General features: G+C 47.2%; 13 protein-coding genes. All 13 read left to right on the top strand.

Annotated features, from left to right (window positions below; all coding sequences use genetic code 11):
* Window positions 1-255 precede the first annotated feature (255 nt).
* The 13 genes from BMZ56_RS07395 to BMZ56_RS07335 all read left to right on the top strand — a co-directional run bounded on the left by BMZ56_RS07395 (window position 256) and on the right by BMZ56_RS07335 (window position 18,778).
* Window positions 256-3,237 (top strand): SusC/RagA family TonB-linked outer membrane protein, encoded by a 2,982-nt coding sequence (locus BMZ56_RS07395; RefSeq protein ID WP_090625936.1) that lies wholly within the window; start codon window positions 256-258, stop codon window positions 3,235-3,237.
* Window positions 3,238-3,253: 16 nt separating this feature from the next.
* Entirely contained in the window at window positions 3,254-4,699 is a 1,446-nt protein-coding gene (locus BMZ56_RS07390) for a RagB/SusD family nutrient uptake outer membrane protein (RefSeq protein ID WP_218146500.1), read from the top strand.
* A gap of 4 nt (window positions 4,700-4,703) precedes the next feature.
* Window positions 4,704-7,505 (top strand): glycoside hydrolase family 2 protein, encoded by a 2,802-nt coding sequence (locus BMZ56_RS07385; RefSeq protein WP_177195076.1) that lies wholly within the window; start codon window positions 4,704-4,706, stop codon window positions 7,503-7,505.
* 28 nt (window positions 7,506-7,533) lie between these two features.
* Window positions 7,534-8,904, top strand: a complete 1,371-nt coding sequence (locus tag BMZ56_RS07380; protein ID WP_090625934.1) for an endo-1,4-beta-xylanase — start codon at window positions 7,534-7,536, stop codon at window positions 8,902-8,904.
* Between the two features lie 12 nt (window positions 8,905-8,916).
* Window positions 8,917-10,458, top strand: coding sequence for an endo-1,4-beta-xylanase (locus BMZ56_RS07375; protein WP_218146499.1), 1,542 nt, complete (start codon window positions 8,917-8,919; stop codon window positions 10,456-10,458).
* Window positions 10,459-10,468: 10 nt separating this feature from the next.
* Window positions 10,469-12,397 (top strand): glycoside hydrolase 5 family protein, encoded by a 1,929-nt coding sequence (locus BMZ56_RS07370; protein WP_177195075.1) that lies wholly within the window; start codon window positions 10,469-10,471, stop codon window positions 12,395-12,397.
* A 160-nt stretch (window positions 12,398-12,557) separates the two neighbouring features.
* A complete protein-coding gene (locus BMZ56_RS07365; protein ID WP_090625932.1) occupies window positions 12,558-13,790 on the top strand; it encodes an MFS transporter in 1,233 nt (410 codons plus the stop codon).
* A 51-nt stretch (window positions 13,791-13,841) separates the two neighbouring features.
* Window positions 13,842-14,576, top strand: coding sequence for an IclR family transcriptional regulator (locus BMZ56_RS07360; RefSeq protein WP_090625931.1), 735 nt, complete (start codon window positions 13,842-13,844; stop codon window positions 14,574-14,576).
* Between the two features lie 19 nt (window positions 14,577-14,595).
* Window positions 14,596-15,483: a LamG-like jellyroll fold domain-containing protein gene (locus BMZ56_RS07355; RefSeq protein WP_090625930.1), complete on the top strand. Its 888-nt coding sequence runs from the start codon at window positions 14,596-14,598 to the stop codon at window positions 15,481-15,483.
* 31 nt (window positions 15,484-15,514) lie between these two features.
* Window positions 15,515-16,705 carry an enolase C-terminal domain-like protein gene (locus tag BMZ56_RS07350; protein WP_090625929.1) on the top strand — a complete coding sequence of 397 codons (1,191 nt, stop codon included), beginning with the start codon at window positions 15,515-15,517 and terminating at the stop codon, window positions 16,703-16,705.
* A 2-nt stretch (window positions 16,706-16,707) separates the two neighbouring features.
* Window positions 16,708-17,469 (top strand): SDR family NAD(P)-dependent oxidoreductase, encoded by a 762-nt coding sequence (locus BMZ56_RS07345; protein ID WP_090625928.1) that lies wholly within the window; start codon window positions 16,708-16,710, stop codon window positions 17,467-17,469.
* Between the two features lie 46 nt (window positions 17,470-17,515).
* Window positions 17,516-18,244: an RraA family protein gene (locus BMZ56_RS07340; RefSeq protein ID WP_177195074.1), complete on the top strand. Its 729-nt coding sequence runs from the start codon at window positions 17,516-17,518 to the stop codon at window positions 18,242-18,244.
* Window positions 18,245-18,391: 147 nt separating this feature from the next.
* Window positions 18,392-18,778, top strand: coding sequence for a RidA family protein (locus BMZ56_RS07335; protein ID WP_090625926.1), 387 nt, complete (start codon window positions 18,392-18,394; stop codon window positions 18,776-18,778).
* Window positions 18,779-18,781: the final 3 nt, after the last annotated feature.

Genomic DNA, 18,781 nt, shown 5'->3' with positions numbered 1-18,781 from the left:
CGATGGCTGGTTTAGGTAATTGAGTTTCAGGTATGGAATCTTTCAAGTGGAGGTAGCGTGTTTAACAGCGATTTAGGGTCTGTTTTAACTGGCTGGTATTTAGTTATTTATTGATGTATGATCTAAGCAAACTCGAAAAAAACAATAAAATAATTTGCAAAACCAAAAATAACTCCATTATATTTGTTTTTATTATAAAACTATATTTTATAATATAAAAGTTATAAAAAATTTTAACCAATAAAAACCAAAGAAATGGTACACAAACTTTTAAAAAAGTGGTGCTGTTTAGCGAGCTGTCTTTGCCTAGGATTCCATGCATTAGGGCAGGACACCGTCACGGGACGTGTAACCGATGAGGGGGGAACCCCCCTGGAAGGGGTAAGCGTTTCCGTAAAAAACACAGCTAATTCGACGTCAACAAATGTGGAGGGGCATTATTCCATTGGCGCTAGACAGGGAAACGTTCTAGTTTTTGGTTATGTGGGATATGGTACGCAGGAGGTAGAAGTTGGCGCCAATCTAACACTTGATGTTAAATTGGTAACTAAGCAAGAAGCACTTGACGAAGTGGTTGTTGTGGGATACGGCACGCTAAAGCGGCGGGACGTGACCGGTGCGATTGCATCTGTTAGTGGACAGAAAATGTCGGAATATGTGGTGCCGAATCCAGTGCAAGCCTTACAGGGGCGAGCCGCAGGTGTGGTGGTAACCACAAATTCAGGTGCTCCAAACGGAAATTTTACCGTCCGTATCCGGGGAAGTAACTCCATCCGTGGCGGAAATGATCCACTTTACATTATTGATGGAATGCCCAGCAGCCCATCATCAATCAATAGCTTAGACATTGAATCAGTAGAGGTATTGAAAGATGCATCGGCCACAGCAATCTACGGATCGCGTGCAGCAAATGGCGTAGTGCTTATTACCACAAAAAGGGGCAAATCGGGAGCGGCTTCAATCGCATACGACGTAAACTATGGAATTCAATCTCAAATCAAGAAGCTGGATATGATGAATGCCACCGAATGGGCAACGTTTTATAACGAACAGCAATTGAATGATGTTGGCAAAACATATTTTACAGATGAACAGATAGCAGCGATGGGTAATGTGGATTGGCAATCGTTGGTTTTTCAAAATGCGCCCATTCAGAATCATAACCTTATGGTGATGGGGGGGACTGAAAAAGCGAAAGTATTGGTTAGCGGATCAGCAATGACGCGGGATGGCATCATACCAAATAGTAAGTATGACAAATACAATCTGCGGTCGAATATCGATTACAACTTCAATGATCGATTCAGCCTGCAACTGAATATGGTTTATACCCGTACGGGCAGAAGCGACCAGAATAGCGGTGGGGGTAACCGCGGCGGTTCGTTAATCGGCGGTACGTTGGCCTCTCCGCCCAGTCTTCAGCCGTATAATGAGGACGGTAGTTATCAGAACCTGCAATTGGCGTATCCATTTATGTCAAATGCGTTGCTAAATCCGTTCAATATTCTCAACGAAACCAGTAGTAAAACTAATGCAAATCTTGGGAATATCAATTTAGCCCTGGGGTACGAATTGATTAAGGGGCTTTCCCTGCGTACATCTTTAGGAATTGAGAACAACGATTATCAAACCGATTACTACCGGACATCCAAGTATTTATATGGGGCCTCCAATGCGTCGATATCGAATCAGCATGACATGACTATCGTCAACGAAAATATCCTGAACTACCATATGGATATTAATGATCATGCATTGGATGCAGTAGGTGGATTCACGTATCAACAATACGTTGGGAAGTCCAGTTCGGTGAGCGGTAGCAACTTTATCAGCGATGCGCCCGAAACGGGACAGATTTCTGGTGCGTCCATCTTCGGGATTCCATCATCCGGTTATACGAAATGGGTGCTGATGTCATACCTCGGCCGTATTAACTACTCGTTCAAAGGAAAATACGTAATGACGGTAAGTGCCCGGTCCGATGGTTCATCCCGATATAGCCCGGGAAGCAAATGGGGCTTTTTCCCTTCTGCCGCATTGGCGTGGCGCATTTCTCAAGAGCGATTCCTCAGCAATGTAGACTGGCTGTCGGAATTAAAGCTTAGGGCGGGCTACGGACGCACAGGATCCACAGCGATCAGCCCATACGCTACCCTGAATATGCTTAGTCAAGGAAAAACGCCGATCAATGGCGATATGGGAACTTTCTACGCACCCAGTACAACATTGCCGGCAAACCTCCGGTGGGAGACGACTGACCAAATTAATGTTGGAGTGGATATCGGATTACTAACCAATCGATTGCGGATAACTGCCGACTATTATGACAAAATAACGAAGGATTTGCTGAACGCCGTTATCCTGCCACCTTCATCCGGTTACGGAAATACCATCCGAAACATCGGAAAGATGGGTAATAAAGGGGTAGAACTGATGGTTGAAGGCGACGTAATCAGCAATGATCGGTTGTTATGGACGCTTTCAGGAAACATATCAGCTAATCGGAATAAGGTGATCTCACTATACGGTGGAGACGATGTATACGGAAGTAATGTTAACTTGTCTTACATCAACGACTTCATTCACCTGATCCGTGAAGGCGAACCGATGGGTGTGTTTTTTACCTATAAAGAGAATGGATATACCGACGATGGTAACCTACAATACATAGACCGAGATGATAACGGGACCCTTTCGGTGGCGGACAAAATGATAACCGGGAACCCCTATCCGGACTTCACCTATGGAATTAATTCTGATCTGAGTTACAGAGGATTCGATTTCTCTTTCTTTTTTCAGGGAAGCCAGGGTAACGATTTGTTTAATGTCGGCGAAACTGCTAATCTTGATCAAGGAATGGGGTTGAATCTAAGAAAAGGAGTTCTAAATAGTCATTGGAAACCGGATAATAGCCCAGAGGCGAATGCTGCGGCTAAGTATCCACGGGTATCGCGAAGCATAGCCGTGCAATATTCCGACCGTTTTATCGAAGATGGATCGTATCTCCGCTTGAAAAACATTTCATTGGGATACAATTTACCCTTACAGAAATGGGGGATACAATGGTGTAATCAGTTAAAGGTTTATGTGAGTGCGCAAAATATATGGACACTCACCAAGTATACGGGCATGGATCCGGAAGTTAATTCATTGGTTGGCAATATTAATATAGGGGTGGATTACCTCACCTATCCGAATGTGAAAACCGTCAGCTTTGGCGCACGGGTTCAGTTCTAACCTAAAAGAAAATGTGATGAAGAATTTATTGATTTTTATGGGTCTGTTGGTAACCTGCTCTTGCAGCAAATGGCTGGATGAGGAACCGAAAGCCGTATCAGAAGTAACTTTTTACAATACAGAACAGGAAGCCGCCGCAGCGGTACTCGCTCCGCTTAATAAATTTAGGTCGGGCTTTGCGATGTCTTTTCCGGGATTGATGGAAAGTTTTGCAGACTATCAATATGGACGTGGCAGTTGGGCATCTAACAGCGATTATAAGGGACTCGATCCGCAAAATGTAAGCCGATCAGATGGTATTTGGAGCAGTTTATACAATGCGATCCGCGACTGCAATATTGCCATCAGCCGATTACCGGAAGGTTCGGATCTCACGGAAGAGCAAAAAAGCGCGTTTATCGCTGAACTGCGCTTTATCAGAGGCTTCGCTTATTTTACACTGGTGCAACTTTGGTCTGAAGTACCGTTGCGTACCGAAATGAATATGGATGAATGGGACCTTCCGAAATCTTCCTTGGATGAGTTGTACGCGTTCATTGTTGCAGATCTGGAGTTCGCGGCTCTCCATTGTCCACAGACCGAACGGCTCATTGGCACCCCCAGTCGGTACGCCGCTCAAGGATTACTGGCACAGGTATACATGCAACTAAAGAATTATCAAGGGGGCCATGATTTACTGAAGTCCATCATCGACAGTAAACGGTATGCATTGGTGCCGGTAAATACCGTCAGGGATTTTGAAAAGATTTTTGGGCCGGATGTCGTCAATACAACAGAGGAGGTTTTCTATCTGAAAAGTACACATACCGCCGGGTGGCAATTTGTGATGTTCTGTTCGCACCCCAACGCAGTCATTGATGGCAAAAAAATGCACGGAGCCGGAGGTTGGTACGGCCTTTATACTCGTACCGGAAACACATTATTTGACGAGTGGGACAACGCCGATCTAAGGAAAGGCTACAACACTTTATTTTTGGACCTAGGATTGGGCTTTGATACCTATTTGCCTACTAAGTTTTATGACCCGTTAGCACCGAGTTCCGATAATGCAAGCAATTCCAACCCCATCATACGCTATCCGGACTTACTGCTTCTGTATGCCGAATCCATAAACGAACTGCACGATGGGCCGACACAGGAAGCAATGGATGTGTTGAATAGGGTCCGCAGAAGAGGGTATGGATATGCACCCGATCAACCTGCATCAATTGACTACGTATTGGCAGATTATGGTTCGAAAGCGCAATTTTTGGAATTGATTATCAAAGAGCAGGCTTACGAGACATGGAATGAAGGTAAACGGTGGCTGTTTCTTCGACGACTTGGTATCGCAGCAGAAAAGGTGATGGATGCTAAGGGATTGACGATTGAGGAAAAACATTATCTTTTTCCGATACCTGCCGCGGAGTTCAATTATAATGCGGCATTGGATGCCGGTAGGGATCAAAATCCTGGATATTGACGTTATGAGAAAAAGAAATGTATTGCTTTTTAGTTGGGCAATAGTAATGCTGATCGGGGAACTTCATGCCCAACCGTCGGTACGCCACTTGGAATCGCCCTATTATATTTTCCCTAGGCAGGGTAGTCAACATATAGACCTTGCCGCGGACTGGCTACTGACTTCGGAAGAAGATACGATTAAACACTTGGAGGCATTAGCTGAAAATGACTGGTTCAATGTAACTTACCCTACTTCGGTGCAAATGGCTCATTATCATGCCGGAAAGCTGGGGAATCCATACGAACATGCACATGCGCTCGAACATGAGCAGCTGGAACAGAAAGTGTGGTATTACAAAAAGCGGTTTGACATGGGAGAGATCCGGCCGGGTGAGCGCGCACTGCTCTGTTTTGACGGTGTCGATTATTTCGCAAAGGTATGGGTGAATGGCCAGTTGATGGGTGCGCACCGTGGTATTTTCGGTGGCCCTTCCATTGATGTCACTGACTGGGTGGTGCATGACAGCAATGAAGTGATTGTTGAAGTTCGTTCGGCGAACTATCGGAATTCTGCTTTTGATAACAGAAAACCCGGGAATATCGTGAAAGGGTGGTTTCTCACGGGTGGGAGCGGTATGGAGCCTTTTTTTAACCTGGGACTATGGCGTGGTATCCGCATTGAGCGGATACCCGCCTATCATATGGATCGACCATTTTTCTATACCAAGGTGTTAAAAGACAACCAGGCGACCCTTGGATTTTCGCTGGAGATTTTTTCAGGGAAGCATTCGCTCGACTACCAATTGCATCCATGGCGAGGTCAACAGGTTGTTTCGAGTTCCCATTTTCCGGAAAAAGGGCGCGAGGATGTGAAGGTTCCCGATGAATTGACCGTTTCTGTAGATTTCCTTGATGAAGGGAAAGTGGCCTTTTCGAAAGCATTCAAACCGCATGTAATTGAAGGGCGGTGCTTCCTGGAAGACACGTTCGTGCTGGATAATCCGAAGCTGTGGTATCCGAACGGGCTGGGTGATCCGGATTTTTATCAGGTTCAGGTGTCCCTACAGGTAAACGGAAAAACGGTTGATGTAATTGACCTGGATTTCGGTGTTCGGACGATCGAACAGGTAAGAAGTGCCGGTATCCGTACGACTGACCGCTGGCATAACTGGCAGTTCGTTGTCAACGGGAAGAAGTTTTTTGTGAAGGGAATCAACTGGATGCCGGTGGATGCGCTTTACGATCTCACGCCCGATAAATACGACTGGGCGGTACGGATGGCCAAAGCTGCGGGCTTCCAAATGTTCCGTATTTGGGGCAGTGCATTGCTGGAATCCAAGGAGTTTTATGAAGCCTGCAATAAGTATGGCATCATGGTCTGGCAGGATTTTAACATAGCGAATTTTGATACCCCCGACTGGCCGCAGGAGGTATGGGAGGCACAGGTATGCCAAAACATATTCCGTTTGCGGAATGAACCGTCGTTGGCGGTATGGTGCGGAGGCAATGAATTCAATCCCTATTCGTACGGCAATGCGGCTTCTATCGGTATTGTGGAACGAAATCTGGCTATTTTTGACCCTACGAGAGCATTTGTACGAACCTCACCGGATGGGGGATCGATCCATGCATATCCCGATTTTGATCCGAGATGGTATCGTGCGTTTGACCTGACACCCTTTGTTTCGGAAACGGGAATACATTCAATTACAGACAGCAAAGGGATACGGGAAGTGGTGGACAACCGCGAGCTGGAAAACCTTGGGGGAATGTATGCGGAAACTTTCCGCAAAACACATCCAGAGTTTGTCATGCACTTCGCCGAATACAACCCAAGCAGGGTTCCTCGGATGCTGAGCCGGGCGTCGCATATAGACGATATGGCAAACCCATCGTTGGAAGCCATTGCTGAAGCGACGCAGGTGGCAGCGGGCGAGTTTTATCAGGTAATGGCGGAAGCGATTCAAGCAAATTATCCGGTAACGACTGGCCTGATGCCCTGGGTATATAAACGGCCTTGGCCGGTTGTTGCTGCCATCCATCTGGTGGATGGCTTCGGTCAACCTTCAGCACCCTATTATTTTCTGAAGAGGACCTATGTACCAACACGGATCACCATTCAGATCGATCGGCTGTTATGGGCTGCGGGTGAACGGTTCCCGATGGAAGTAAAGGTGCTGAATGGTGTGGATCAACCGGGGTTTGCCGGCCGGGTTCATGTGCAGGTTTTTGACGATTTGTTCCAAAAAGTTTGGTCGGCCGAAGATTCCATCGATGTCAAACCAGAGACTTCGGTCACTACGCGGGGTTTGCCGGCTTTTGATATTCCGGATCATTATAAAAGTCGTTTCTTTTTCGTCCTGGCAGAACTTTACGATGCGAAAGGAAACTTGATTTCGAGAGCCGATTACTGGCCGCGGACCATCCCACAGATGGAAAGCGCGGAATATCATTCGCAATACGTTGCAAAGCCAATGGAATGGCCAACGCTGGAACAAGGTCCCTGGCTGAAACCGGCGGTTGCTAAAACCCGCACGCAGCTAGCGCTTCGCATAAATCGGATGGTAAATAAGGGAAATGGGTTGTGGGAAGCCGATGTATCTGTCGAAAATCACGGGAATTACCCTTCTTTTATGACTCAGCTGGAAATCGAAGGGACGAAACGGTTGTTTTTTGCTGACGATAATTTCTTTTGGTTGCAGCCAGGCGAATCAAAAGAAATCCACTTGGAGATGAAACTGCCGGAAGAAATAGACGATAAGCCCGTTAACCTGGTTCTGTCTTCTTGGAATGCGGATGCCGATAAAAAGCAATTCGAATTTTGATAATTAGGTGTAAAAACATCGAAAGCATATGAAGAAGATTTCCTGTTGGATAATTGTCTACCTGTTTACGTTTGGTCCTCACTTAAGGGGCCAGGAATTGAATAGGATTGTGTGGGATGAAAAAGACGCACAAAAAGTAATGGGAGAAGCTTATTGGTCTTTTTGGAACGAGGATGTTCAACGGAAGATCGATGAGGATATTGACCGGAATAGAAAGGCGGATGCAGTGATTACCCTGGAAAGTGTGTTAAAAGGTTCGAATGTGGAGATTGAACAGGTTAGCCACACATTTCTCTTTGGTGGAAATATTTTCTTGTTCGGAAATTTCGATAGCCCACAACAGAATCGTACATACGAAAACACGTTTGGTTCCCTATTTAATGCGGCAACCGTTCCGTTTTATTGGAAAACGCTTGAGCCTGAAAAAGGGAAACCCCGTTATGAGTTGGGTGCCGACGAAATTTACCGCCGCCCGCCACCGGATCCGGTAGTTGCATTTTGCGAATCCAAAAATATCAACATGAACGGCCATGCCATTATCTATGGATCGCGTAAATGGGGCCATCCGGACTGGATGCCTGAAAACCGGGAAGAGATGGAAATACTTTTCGGGCAGCATGTGAAAGTACTTGCCGAGCGGTATACGGATCGGATCCAACGATGGGACGTGGTTAATGAGTCCATCCATCAGGCGGACCGTGGATTGATGCCCGATGACTATACCTATAAAACATTTGCGGCGGCGATGAAGTACTTCCCGGATCATGTGAAGTTTAATTCCAACGACTGTGACATTAAGTGGGGGCCGACTCCGCGTTACGTTGAGATTGTGAGGGATTTGGTTGATCGTGGGGCCAGGATTGACAACGTAGGGGTCCAGATGCATATTTTTAATCCTTCAGAATCACAAAAAATTGCTCAAGGTGCCGATGTGCTTACACCGGAGAAGAATCATGCTGTACTCAAGTGTTTAGACGGAGCCGAGCGGCCGATCCACATCAGCGAAGTTACCATCAGCGCCCCTGACGAATCTCGTGTCGGACAGCTAATTCAAGCGGTCATTGCGAGAAACCTGTATCGTTTGTGGTTCAGCTATCCATCCACGATGGGTATTACCTGGTGGAATGTAGTGGATGGCGGCGCTGCTCCGGGAGAACCTTCCTTTTCAGGTTTGTACGATCAAGCACTTAACCCGAAGCCGGTTTACCACGCCCTTGATCAACTCATTAATCAAGATTGGAAAACCCGGATAACGATAGTACCGCAACCTGACGGAGTTGTGAAATTTCGAGGTTTTAAAGGAACCTATCGGATGAAATGGAAGGATGGGGCTGGCAAGGAACAGCGTGCCACCTTCTCCCTGAAAACAAATGGAAAAGTTCAATTAAGAAAGTTGTAAAAAGCTAGGATTATGAAAGTTAAATTTTTGATTTGTGCCGTATTTATGTCGCTAAAGTGTTGGAGTCAGACACCCGATAAACCAGATGTAATGAGCGACGCCTACTGGGCATTGTGGAACGAGGATGTGCAGCGCAAGATAGATGCTGATATAGAACGGAACCGAAAGGCTGATGCCACAATTTCGGTGCCTGGAGCGGCATCTGGCGCGGAAATCAACGTAGAGCAGATGACGCATGAATTTGTTTTCGGTGCGAATATTTTTAATTTCAATCAACTAGGTACCTCCGAACGGAACAGGCGCTATAAGGAACTCTTCGGCAATTTGTTCAACTCAGCAACGATCGCGCTCTATTGGAAGCCGTTTGAAATGCAACCCGATCGTCCCCGTTTCAAAGAAGAATATTGGGATACCGAAGCGTTCTGGAATACCGTGGATAATCCGAAATCACAACCGCATTGGCGGCGTCCTGCCCCGGATCCAGTGGTTACTTTCGCAGAAGGCAAGGGTATACGTCTTCACGGCCATACAATGATCTGGGGAAGCCGGAGGTGGCAGCATCCCGAATGGATAGTAGATTTTGCCCCGGATAACGAGCGGAAGATCATCCAAAGTTGGGGAGGTGGGGTTAAAACTCCGGACGGATTGGGAACCAGTGCCAACAAGATGACTAAAGCGTATGAAAAACTAACCGCGGGGGAGATCCATGCCCAGATTCCCGAGTTTTCGAAGGAAATGAAGCGTCTGTTTGAGAAGCGTATCCGCGAGCTGTCCGCTTATTATGGAGCGCGTATGGACAGCTGGGATATCGTGAATGAAAGCGCGACCGATTTTTCACTGGGCCGTATGGTACCCGGGGATGCAATCTGCAAAAGCCATTACGGTCTCATGCCAGGAGATTACACGTATGAATCCTTCCGGTTGGCACAAACGTTACTGCCTAACAGCGCGCTGCTGAACATCAACGATTATAAGAACGACCAATCGTATGTTGATCAGGTGAAGGACCTGTTGAAGCGGGGTTGTAACATTGATGTGCTGGGATCGCAGATGCACTTGTTTAACCCTCAACAATGTTTGGATATCGCTGCGGGAAAACCTATTGAAGCTCCAGAAAAAGTTTGGGAGAAAATGGCCACACTTTCCCAGGCCGGTCTTCCAATCCACTTGAGTGAGATTACGATTACCGCACCGGGCGATGACGAACGGGGTCGCCAGATCCAAGCGGTAGTTGCCCGGAATCTGTACCGGCTTTGGTTCAGTATCGAAAAAATGATGGGAATTACCTGGTGGAACATCGTTGACGATTGTGGGGCTCCGGGCGAACCCACGACCTCCGGTCTGTTCACGCGGAATATGGAACCGAAACCTTCGTATTTTGCCCTTGATCAACTCATCAATCACGAGTGGAAGACCAACCTGCAAGTACAAGCAGACGGGAATTCGCAAATCCGGTTCCGTGGGTTCAAAGGGAAATATCGGATTACCTGGAAAGATACCGATGGAGAATATCGCGAGAAGATCGTTGACCTTACACAGGACGGTACATATTGACAAAAGACATATGATGAGATTCAACTTCGTTTGTTTGATCATGGTATTAGCGATGGTCGTTCAGGGACAAGCGTTTAAAAATTTTATTACCAGAGATGGGGACCGGTTAAAAGATGGAGATGATGTCTTCCGGTTTATTTCTGTCAATACGCCAAACATCAATGGGCACTACGACGGTTATAAAAATACCAATCCAGATGCCGGGTATATCTATGATCCGATCGAGCTTTCCTATGAAATGGAAGCATATTTCAAGGATATGGAGCAGATGGGGGTTACTGTGATTCGTACCTGGGGCATCACCGTGGAAGATGGGTTGGGCGAATTTGAGGCCCTAGTGACCGGCCCACGTTCTTACAATGAAGCAGCCCTAAGGCGCGTGGATAAGATGCTTGAACTCTGTAATAAGTACCATGTCAGGGTTATTTTATGCCTGGTAAAGGAAAATGAATTTTGGGGATCCACAAAGTCGTTCAGCCGACTCTACGGAGGAGGGGATTACTATACGACCCCCGCCATAAAAGAGGGGTTCAAGGATTTACTGAAAACATTGGCGCTTAGGAGAAATCATTACACTGGGATCCGCTATAAAGATGATAAAGCCATTTTAGCCTGGGAGTTTGGAAACGAAGTACCCAATAACAAAGGCGCTTGGATTGCTGAAATGGCGAACTATCTAAAAAGTATCGACCCTAATCACCTGATTGCCGATCCCCGTCGAGCCAATGGGGTGCAGCAGATGAAAGAAAATATAGCCGATGTGATTCGGAATTGTCAAGCAATAGATCTTGTAAAGACCCGTCAATACCCGAATTATCGCAACACGGTCACAGAACTTTGGAATGAATGTAAAGGGAAGCGCCCGATGATCATCGATGAGTTCCAACGAAAGGAGGGCTTTAAGGAGGTTCTGGAGGAAATTTGCAACACAGGTACCAGTGGGGGGCTGCTCTGGAGCTTAATGAAACCTCAATATAAGGGCGGAATAGGAGGGCATGCGCTCTTTCATTCCTATTCTTGGGGAGGTAGTCGCTGGCCGGGATTTGACAGCGGGGAATACTTTAATGAAACCGAAAACTTAATGCTTATTCGGTCATACGGTTACAAAATACGCGGATTGAAGACGCCTCCGCTGCCGCCACCCACCGATGCGCCATTTTTGTATGAAAGCCTCGAAGATCATGCGGTTGCTTTGAAATGGCGCTGTTCGCCGGGAGCGAAGTATTATGTCATAGAAAGAGCGACATCTTCCCAAGGACCATGGGAAAATATCAGCGGCGATCTGGATATCAGTTACGACCTATACTTCTACCCCATGTTTTCTGATTCGCATATTGTTCCCGGTCAATCTTACTATTATCGGGTAAGGGGAAAAAATGAATCCGGTATTTCTAATCCTTCAAATGTTATGGGGCCTGTAATGCCTCGTACACAGATGGTGATGGACAACCTGCGGGATTTTTCGCTTACGTATTCCAGATCATCCAATTTGTCGCTCAGTTCGGAATCATGGCCGAGATTGAGGCAAACGGAAGAAGATTTTTTTCAGGTAGAAAGAATTGCGGGGAGTGAGGCGGGGGAAATCGTTTATCGAGCGGACACGATCAAATGGATTGAGGTTTTTACCTTTAACGATAGTACGGAAGACGTCGATATACAGTATTCCAAAGACGGCAGTCTTTGGAAGTCGTTACCTGGAGGAACATTAATTAAAACTCATCGCCCGGCTTACGATAGCCAGATATCAAAGGATAAAGACCACCCGGTGGACAAATATAGCTATTGGGTACCCGTCTTGCCCCATGGAACTACGGCTGTCAAAATACTGACAGGGAATGCTAAGGCGGAAAATACATTTCCGTGGATTGCGAGGGTGCATCTTGGGGTCCTGGGCGGACTAAAAACTGCACAAGATGTAAAGAACAGTAACCATGATTAAAAAATTGATAAGAAAAATTGCGGGGATAAGCTGCGAAAGGCCGATGCTGTCATGGCAGTGTCGGGTGCGGCTGCCGGAACAGATCATACACGATTTTGAAAAGATCGGGGACGTTACTCAGAATGGTCAATACTAATAAAACATAAGTTTCCCCAAACGGATGAAAAAGAAACACTATAAATGGGAACTGGTTGCTATTTTTTGGGTAGCCTACTTCCTTAATCAGGGCGACCGCCAAATTTTCAATGTGGTCATCCCGCTAATCAGAGCCGACTTGCACATCACCGACGTCCAGATCGGTTGGGTTGCCACATTATTTACCTTGGTATATGGATTAATGGTTCCGGTGGCTGGTTTTGTAGGAGATGTTTTACGACGTAAATGGATCGTATTTTTCAGCTTGTTGGTATTCAGTGTCGGTACGCTGTGCACGGGACTAAGTTCAGGAACCCTGGCACTCATCTTATTCAGGAGCATTGCTACAGGAGGTGGTGAGGCTTTTTATTATCCTGCCGCAACCTCGCTGATTGGGCAGTTTCACCGTGAAACACGTGCGATGGCGATGTCTATCCATCAAACTTCCCTGTACGTGGGTGTCGTGTTAAGTGGATTTGTAGCAGGATATATCGGTGAACATCACGGTTGGCGCGTAGCATTCTACGTGTTCGGTTCAATGGGAGTTCTTTGGTCTTTCGTGACATTGTGGCGTATTAACGATACCCCACTTCCGGCAACTAGCGGGGGAGAAATCGGGGATTCCCCCGGATTTGGTGAAACCGTGAGAACCGTGTTTGCAAAGCGGACGGTCTATTTTCTGAGTCTGGCTTTCGGTCTGATGTGCTTTGTCAATGTCGGCTATCTGACTTGGATGCCTACCTATCTGCATGAGCGGTTCGGTTTGTCGCTGGCGGCTGCCGGTTTGCATTCTACCCTGTATCACTTTGCATTTGCCTTCGTTGGCGTCATAGTAGGTGCACGGATTGCGGACCGGCTTGCGCTGCGGAGGCCCGCCATCCGGATGGAGGTTGAATTGCTGGGGTTGCTGCTGGGTGCACCTTTCATCTTTTGGATGGGACAGTCTGACACGCAGTTCTGGTGCTATGTGGCAATGGGGCTTTTCGGTGTGTTCCGTGGGATTTACGATTCCAACCTGTTTGCGGCGCTTTTTGATGTCATTGAGCCCAAATATCGGTCTTCTTCGATCGGTGTTATGCTATCCATTGGTTTTATTATTGGTGCACTAGCACCGGTGTTATTGGGTTGGGCCAAAACTGCGGTGGGATTAGATTTAGGGATTTCCTTACTCGGGTGTTGTTATCTCGTCGGTGCATTGCTCATTGCGATCGGGTTAAAATTGTTTTTCAAAAAAGATTACTACAACGAATTTACATAAAACTATTATTTTAGCATTGTAAAAATGAATTCAATTATATTGAGGTAAAATATGATCCAAGTACTGCATCGAGCATTCGATATTCTGGAATTGATTGCCCGCGATAATACGCGTGCGCTTTCACTGGGGGAGATCGCTTCCGCCCTACAACTTAATCACGCCACATGCGCCAACATCATCAAGACGATGGTGACTCGCAATTACCTGGAGCAATTGGGCCCGAAAAAGGGGTACAAGCTTGGTTACATGGCTTATCAGGTGGTGGGCAATAGTTCGTTTGAAGATAGGCTGAAGCGTTCGGCGTCTGAACTGATGGAAGGGCTGACGGCTCAGATTAACGAAACCAATTTGTTGGCCATTTTGAGACGACAACTTCGGGTAATTGTTCATCAAGTACATGCCGAACGCGACTTGATGGTTAGGTCCTCCACGGAGAAAGAAGCTTATAATAGTGCTTCCGGTCGACTGTTGGTTGCGATGTTGAGTGATGGAGAGCGTGCTGCATTTATTGAAAAGTTTGGGCTTCCTACCCGCGACGTATGGCCAGAAGCGACCACAGAAAGTGAGCTAAGGCAGGAATTGGATGTCATCCGTGAACTTGGCTATGCACGGCAAGTGACCGCCTCACATATCTTTGGTTTAGCGTGTGCCATACGTGAAAAAGAGCAGGTGGTTGCTTCACTTAGTGTTTATCTACCCGTTTCCAGGTTAGTAGGGAAAAAAGAGGTACAGGTGCTGGAAGCACTACAAGAAACGGCCCAACGCATAAGTGAAAAATTGGTGTAAGCACATAGCGTTACTATTGATGGCAATTTGTAGGTTTTTTTTGGGCATAATAGCATCCATACACCTGGCTACGCCTACGGCATTTGGGCAGACATCCGCTATTGATCTTCAGGTTGCTGAGATCGTGAAACATGCAAATCTTGTGGCGTTTTGGGATTTTGCCGAATGCACAGATAGCGGATGGATGCCTACAGCCGGTAAGGGCCTTTTCTGTTTGAACAACAAGGGAAATATAGCCCATGTGAAAGATGGGCCATTGTCGGGCTCTTCTGTTGGGTTAGATGGTCGTTCGAGCTATCTCTCCTTACCGCATGATCTTTCAGGAGATTTGGATATTCAAACCAATCGAGTGACGGTGATCGCCTGGGTAAAGTGGGAAGGCGGAACGGGTTTTGTGGCGGGCAAATGGAACGAACATGACGGTGGCGGACGACGTCAGTATGGTTTGTTTGTATCGCTGCCCTATTACAATGGCGGTGATCAGGTTTGTGGGCACATATCCCAAATGGGTGGTCCGACCGATCCCTTTCCTTATTCCATTGATTACTCCGCAAGCAAGCAACGTGTTCCGAAAAGTAAATGGGTTTGTGTGGCTTTTACCTACGATGGAATGTATATCAAATCGTACCTGAATGGAGCATTTGAGGCACGTGAGCCGGAACTGATTGAGCGGACTGCGGGTTTTCTGAAAGACAAGCCCGAAGGGATTATCCAGCAAAAAAACCCATATTTCTATCCATATGGTATCGGAAGCAATCGTTCGGATTTCACCGTAGGAGCTGTGGAACTTAAGCGCGGAATGGGTAATTTTTTTAAGGGTAAAATAGGGGGAATTGCGGTGTTTGATGATGCGTTATCGCCAGCAGAGATGGCACGTTTGGCGGTAGTACCGCCTGTGTCAAAGTAAAAAGTAAAGCCAAATAAAAAAAACGAATAAAATGAAGATTACGGATATCCGGGTACGCTGTGTGGCGATCCCGTTAAATGCACAACTCCGGCATAATACCGGTGTACATCCCGGTTACTTTCTGCGAACGATCCTGGAAGTGTTTACAGATGAGGGAATCGTGGGCCTGGGAGAGGTTGGCGGTGGCGACCAGCGGGGTGCGTTGATGAAGTTGAAACCACGCATTGTGGGATTGGACCCGTTTCATTTGGAGACCATCAAAATGAAGGTGCTAAGGAGCATTTACTATCTTTCCAATGCCCGGTTGTATGCGGCGATCGAGATGGCGTGCCTCGATATTCAGGGCAAAGTGCTCGGACGTCCGATGAGCGATTTATTGGGCGGAAGATTACGCGACAAGATACCTTTCATCGCCTATCTTTTCTGGCGGTATGATCGACCCGGAGGGGGCCATGACCAGTATGCTGAAGATCTGGCGGACCACTGCCAGCAACTGCACGAAGAACTGGGTGTGAACGCGATGAAGCTGAAAGCAGGGGTAATGGAACCGGGGGAAGAAGCTCGTGTATTGGAGCTTTGCCGAGAGCGATTGGGGCCGGATTTCGGACTACGGATAGATCCGAATGGTGTATGGTCGGTACCAACGGCTGTAAAAATCGGTCATCGTTTGGAGCCGCTGGGCATCGAATATTTTGAAGATCCCTCTTGGGGGCTTGAAGGAAATGCCGCTGTACGGAAGCAGGTGCGGATTCCCATTGCCACGAATATGTACCCGGCAAAATTCGACGACCTTGGGCCAGCCATCCGCCTTGGGGCAGTAGACATTGTGCTCACTGACATCCATTATTGGGAGGGACCTCGTGGGGTAAAAGACTTAGCGGCTGTATGCCATACGTTTAATTTGGGAGTCGCTATGCATAGTGGAGCGGAATTCGGTATTGAACTGGCCGCCATGTTGCACACGGCTTCCACCATCCCTGCTATGACATTTGCTGGCGATGCGCACTACCATTACCTGACCGATGACATCATCGAGGGTGGTCCTTTCCAGTATACCGACGGATCGATTCGGGTGCCCGAGGGGCCGGGTCTGGGTGTGGCTTTGGATGAAGATAAGATGAAGCGGTATGAACGCTATTACGAAGAAAATGGAGACTATTATGCCCGGTTCCACGCGGATCCCTATCGGCCGGATTGGTTTCCAGTGGTGGGAGGCATGTAACGATGGATGAAAAAACAATGTTTGAGCTGAAAGGTAAACGGGCACTGATCACCGGCTCTGCTGAAGGAATCGGCTTTGCCATTGCCCGGCAATTTGCAGAACAGGGGTGTACCGTTTGGATACACGATAAAGACAGTGTGGAAAAATGCGAGCAGGCCTGTGCCGAACTGAAACGGGTGACCGGTGCGCATCCAAACTATGTGGTAGCCGATTTTGAAACACCCTTGGGTGTTGAAGACCTGATCACGGCTGTTCCGGAAGTGGACATCCTCATTCTCAATGCATCCATGCAGGTGCGCAAGGATTTGATGTCGATCAGTCGATCGGAGTTTGACAGACACGTTAATACTAATTTCTGGGCCACATTACGACTTATCCAGCATTATCTGCCCAAATTTATAGCACAGCGCTGGGGTCGGATTATTACCATCGGCAGCATCCAGGAAGCTAAGCCACATCCCCAAATGGCCGTCTATGCTGCATTGAAAGCGGCGGTGTCCAATTTAGTCATGAATACTGCATTACAGGTGGGGCAACACGGGGTAACCGTAAATAACATTGCGCCCGGAGTGATACAAACCAGCCGAAATCGGGAGGCACTTTCCGATGCAGCGTATGCGGATCAAGCACGGAAGAAGATTCCACTCGGATATTTTGGGGAACCGGAAGATTGCGCAGGAATCGCGCTATTACTTTGTTCGGAAGCAGGGCGATACATCACCGGGCAGACCATTTATTGTGATGGAGGAATGTCGGTCAGTTAATTTAGGGATTCAGAAAAATAGATACATACAATTAATAATGAAGCATATGACAGTAACAGATCAAGAAACAGGTAAATTTGAGTATCCCATAAAGAAGGTGAATGTCAACTACGACGTTGAAGCTATTGGCAATCGGTATCGGAAACTTTACACCGGCCTGGTTTATGATGCGATGGAAAGCATCGGGGTGAAAGGACGTGCGATGAATAGTGGCATCTACCCGCTGTTACATACGATGAAAGTTGCCGGACCTGCGTTCACAATGCACGGGATTGCGACGCCTAGCCGGGATGTGAAGACACACAACATCCGTCTGGGATTGATGAAAAGCATGACACCGGGTTGCGTGCAGATTCGGGATACACAGGGAGATCTTTCCTGTGGGCAATTCGGTGAGATCAGCGCGACGGCGGCGGCGGCGGTGGGATGTGTGGGAGCGGTAATTGATGGTTCCACACGCGATTCAAACTACCTAATTGATATGGGATTTCCGACATTCTGTCGATTCCGTAATCCAGTAGAAGCGTTTGGCCGTTTTATGATCGTTGACTATCAGATCCCGATTTTTGTGAAAGGAATTGATAGTAACATACTCGTTAACCCTGGCGATTATGTGTTTGGCGATAACGATGGAGTGGTGATCGTTCCATTGGAAAAGACCATCGAAATTCTGGAGATCGCCGAAGGCTGGTTTGAATCGGAAGGTCGGAGCCGAAAGGCGATGGCTGACGGTCGCGATCCTTTTGAAGTGTACGAAGAATTCGGGCGGTTTTAATAACACCCGGGATGCCGGTGATTTATCTACTGGCATCCCGGGTGTTGAAAAATAGTACTATAAATATACATAAATGTAATAGACTCCCAAACGCTATTAACCTACCTTTGTTTACAAGTAATTACGAGCCATAAAAACGTAGTGGATATGAGTAAACAAAAAATTGTGCACCCCGATCGGGCTGCAAACTTCGTAACGGGAGCCTATTCCGACGGAGTCATTGCCGGAGGTTTTCTTTTTGTAAGTGGTCAAGCTTCTGTTGATTTTAAGACCTCCAAATTCGTGTTGGGTACCATTGAAGAAGAAACCCAGCGTACCCTTGATAACATTCAGGCTATCCTAGCCGCCGCCGGAGTTTCCTTGGATGATGTGGTAAAAACCACGGTACATCTCAAAGATATTGCCGAGTTTGATCGTTACAACGCAGTTTATGCTACCTATTTTACAGGCGTGAGGCCTGCGCGCACGACGGTACAATCGGTATTGGCTGAAGGTATCCGCGTCGAGATTGATTGCATTGCGAAGCTACCCTAGTGG

It is taken from the genome of Parapedobacter indicus, from assembly GCF_900113765.1.
GTDB classification, from domain to species: Bacteria; Bacteroidota; Bacteroidia; order Sphingobacteriales; family Sphingobacteriaceae; genus Parapedobacter; species Parapedobacter indicus.
The sequence above is the reverse complement of the archived record's forward strand: the minus strand, read 5'-3'. Positions and strand labels throughout refer to the sequence as shown.

Bases quoted from the DNA above. Each gene is read 5' to 3' on its own strand.
- BMZ56_RS07365 (WP_090625932.1), top strand. From the start codon at position 12,558: ATGAAAAAGAAACACTATAAATGGGAACTGGTTGCTATTTTTTGGGTA.
- BMZ56_RS07370 (WP_177195075.1), top strand. From the start codon at position 10,469: ATGATGAGATTCAACTTCGTTTGTTTGATCATGGTATTAGCGATGGTC.
- BMZ56_RS07340 (WP_177195074.1), top strand. From the start codon at position 17,516: ATGACAGTAACAGATCAAGAAACAGGTAAATTTGAGTATCCCATAAAG.
- BMZ56_RS07355 (WP_090625930.1), top strand. From the start codon at position 14,596: ATGGCAATTTGTAGGTTTTTTTTGGGCATAATAGCATCCATACACCTG.
- BMZ56_RS07345 (WP_090625928.1), top strand. From the start codon at position 16,708: ATGGATGAAAAAACAATGTTTGAGCTGAAAGGTAAACGGGCACTGATC.
- BMZ56_RS07395 (WP_090625936.1), top strand. From the start codon at position 256: ATGGTACACAAACTTTTAAAAAAGTGGTGCTGTTTAGCGAGCTGTCTT.
- BMZ56_RS07385 (WP_177195076.1), top strand. From the start codon at position 4,704: ATGAGAAAAAGAAATGTATTGCTTTTTAGTTGGGCAATAGTAATGCTG.
- BMZ56_RS07390 (WP_218146500.1), top strand. From the start codon at position 3,254: ATGAAGAATTTATTGATTTTTATGGGTCTGTTGGTAACCTGCTCTTGC.
- BMZ56_RS07380 (WP_090625934.1), top strand. From the start codon at position 7,534: ATGAAGAAGATTTCCTGTTGGATAATTGTCTACCTGTTTACGTTTGGT.
- BMZ56_RS07375 (WP_218146499.1), top strand. From the start codon at position 8,917: ATGAAAGTTAAATTTTTGATTTGTGCCGTATTTATGTCGCTAAAGTGT.
- BMZ56_RS07335 (WP_090625926.1), top strand. From the start codon at position 18,392: ATGAGTAAACAAAAAATTGTGCACCCCGATCGGGCTGCAAACTTCGTA.
- BMZ56_RS07350 (WP_090625929.1), top strand. From the start codon at position 15,515: ATGAAGATTACGGATATCCGGGTACGCTGTGTGGCGATCCCGTTAAAT.
- BMZ56_RS07360 (WP_090625931.1), top strand. From the start codon at position 13,842: ATGATCCAAGTACTGCATCGAGCATTCGATATTCTGGAATTGATTGCC.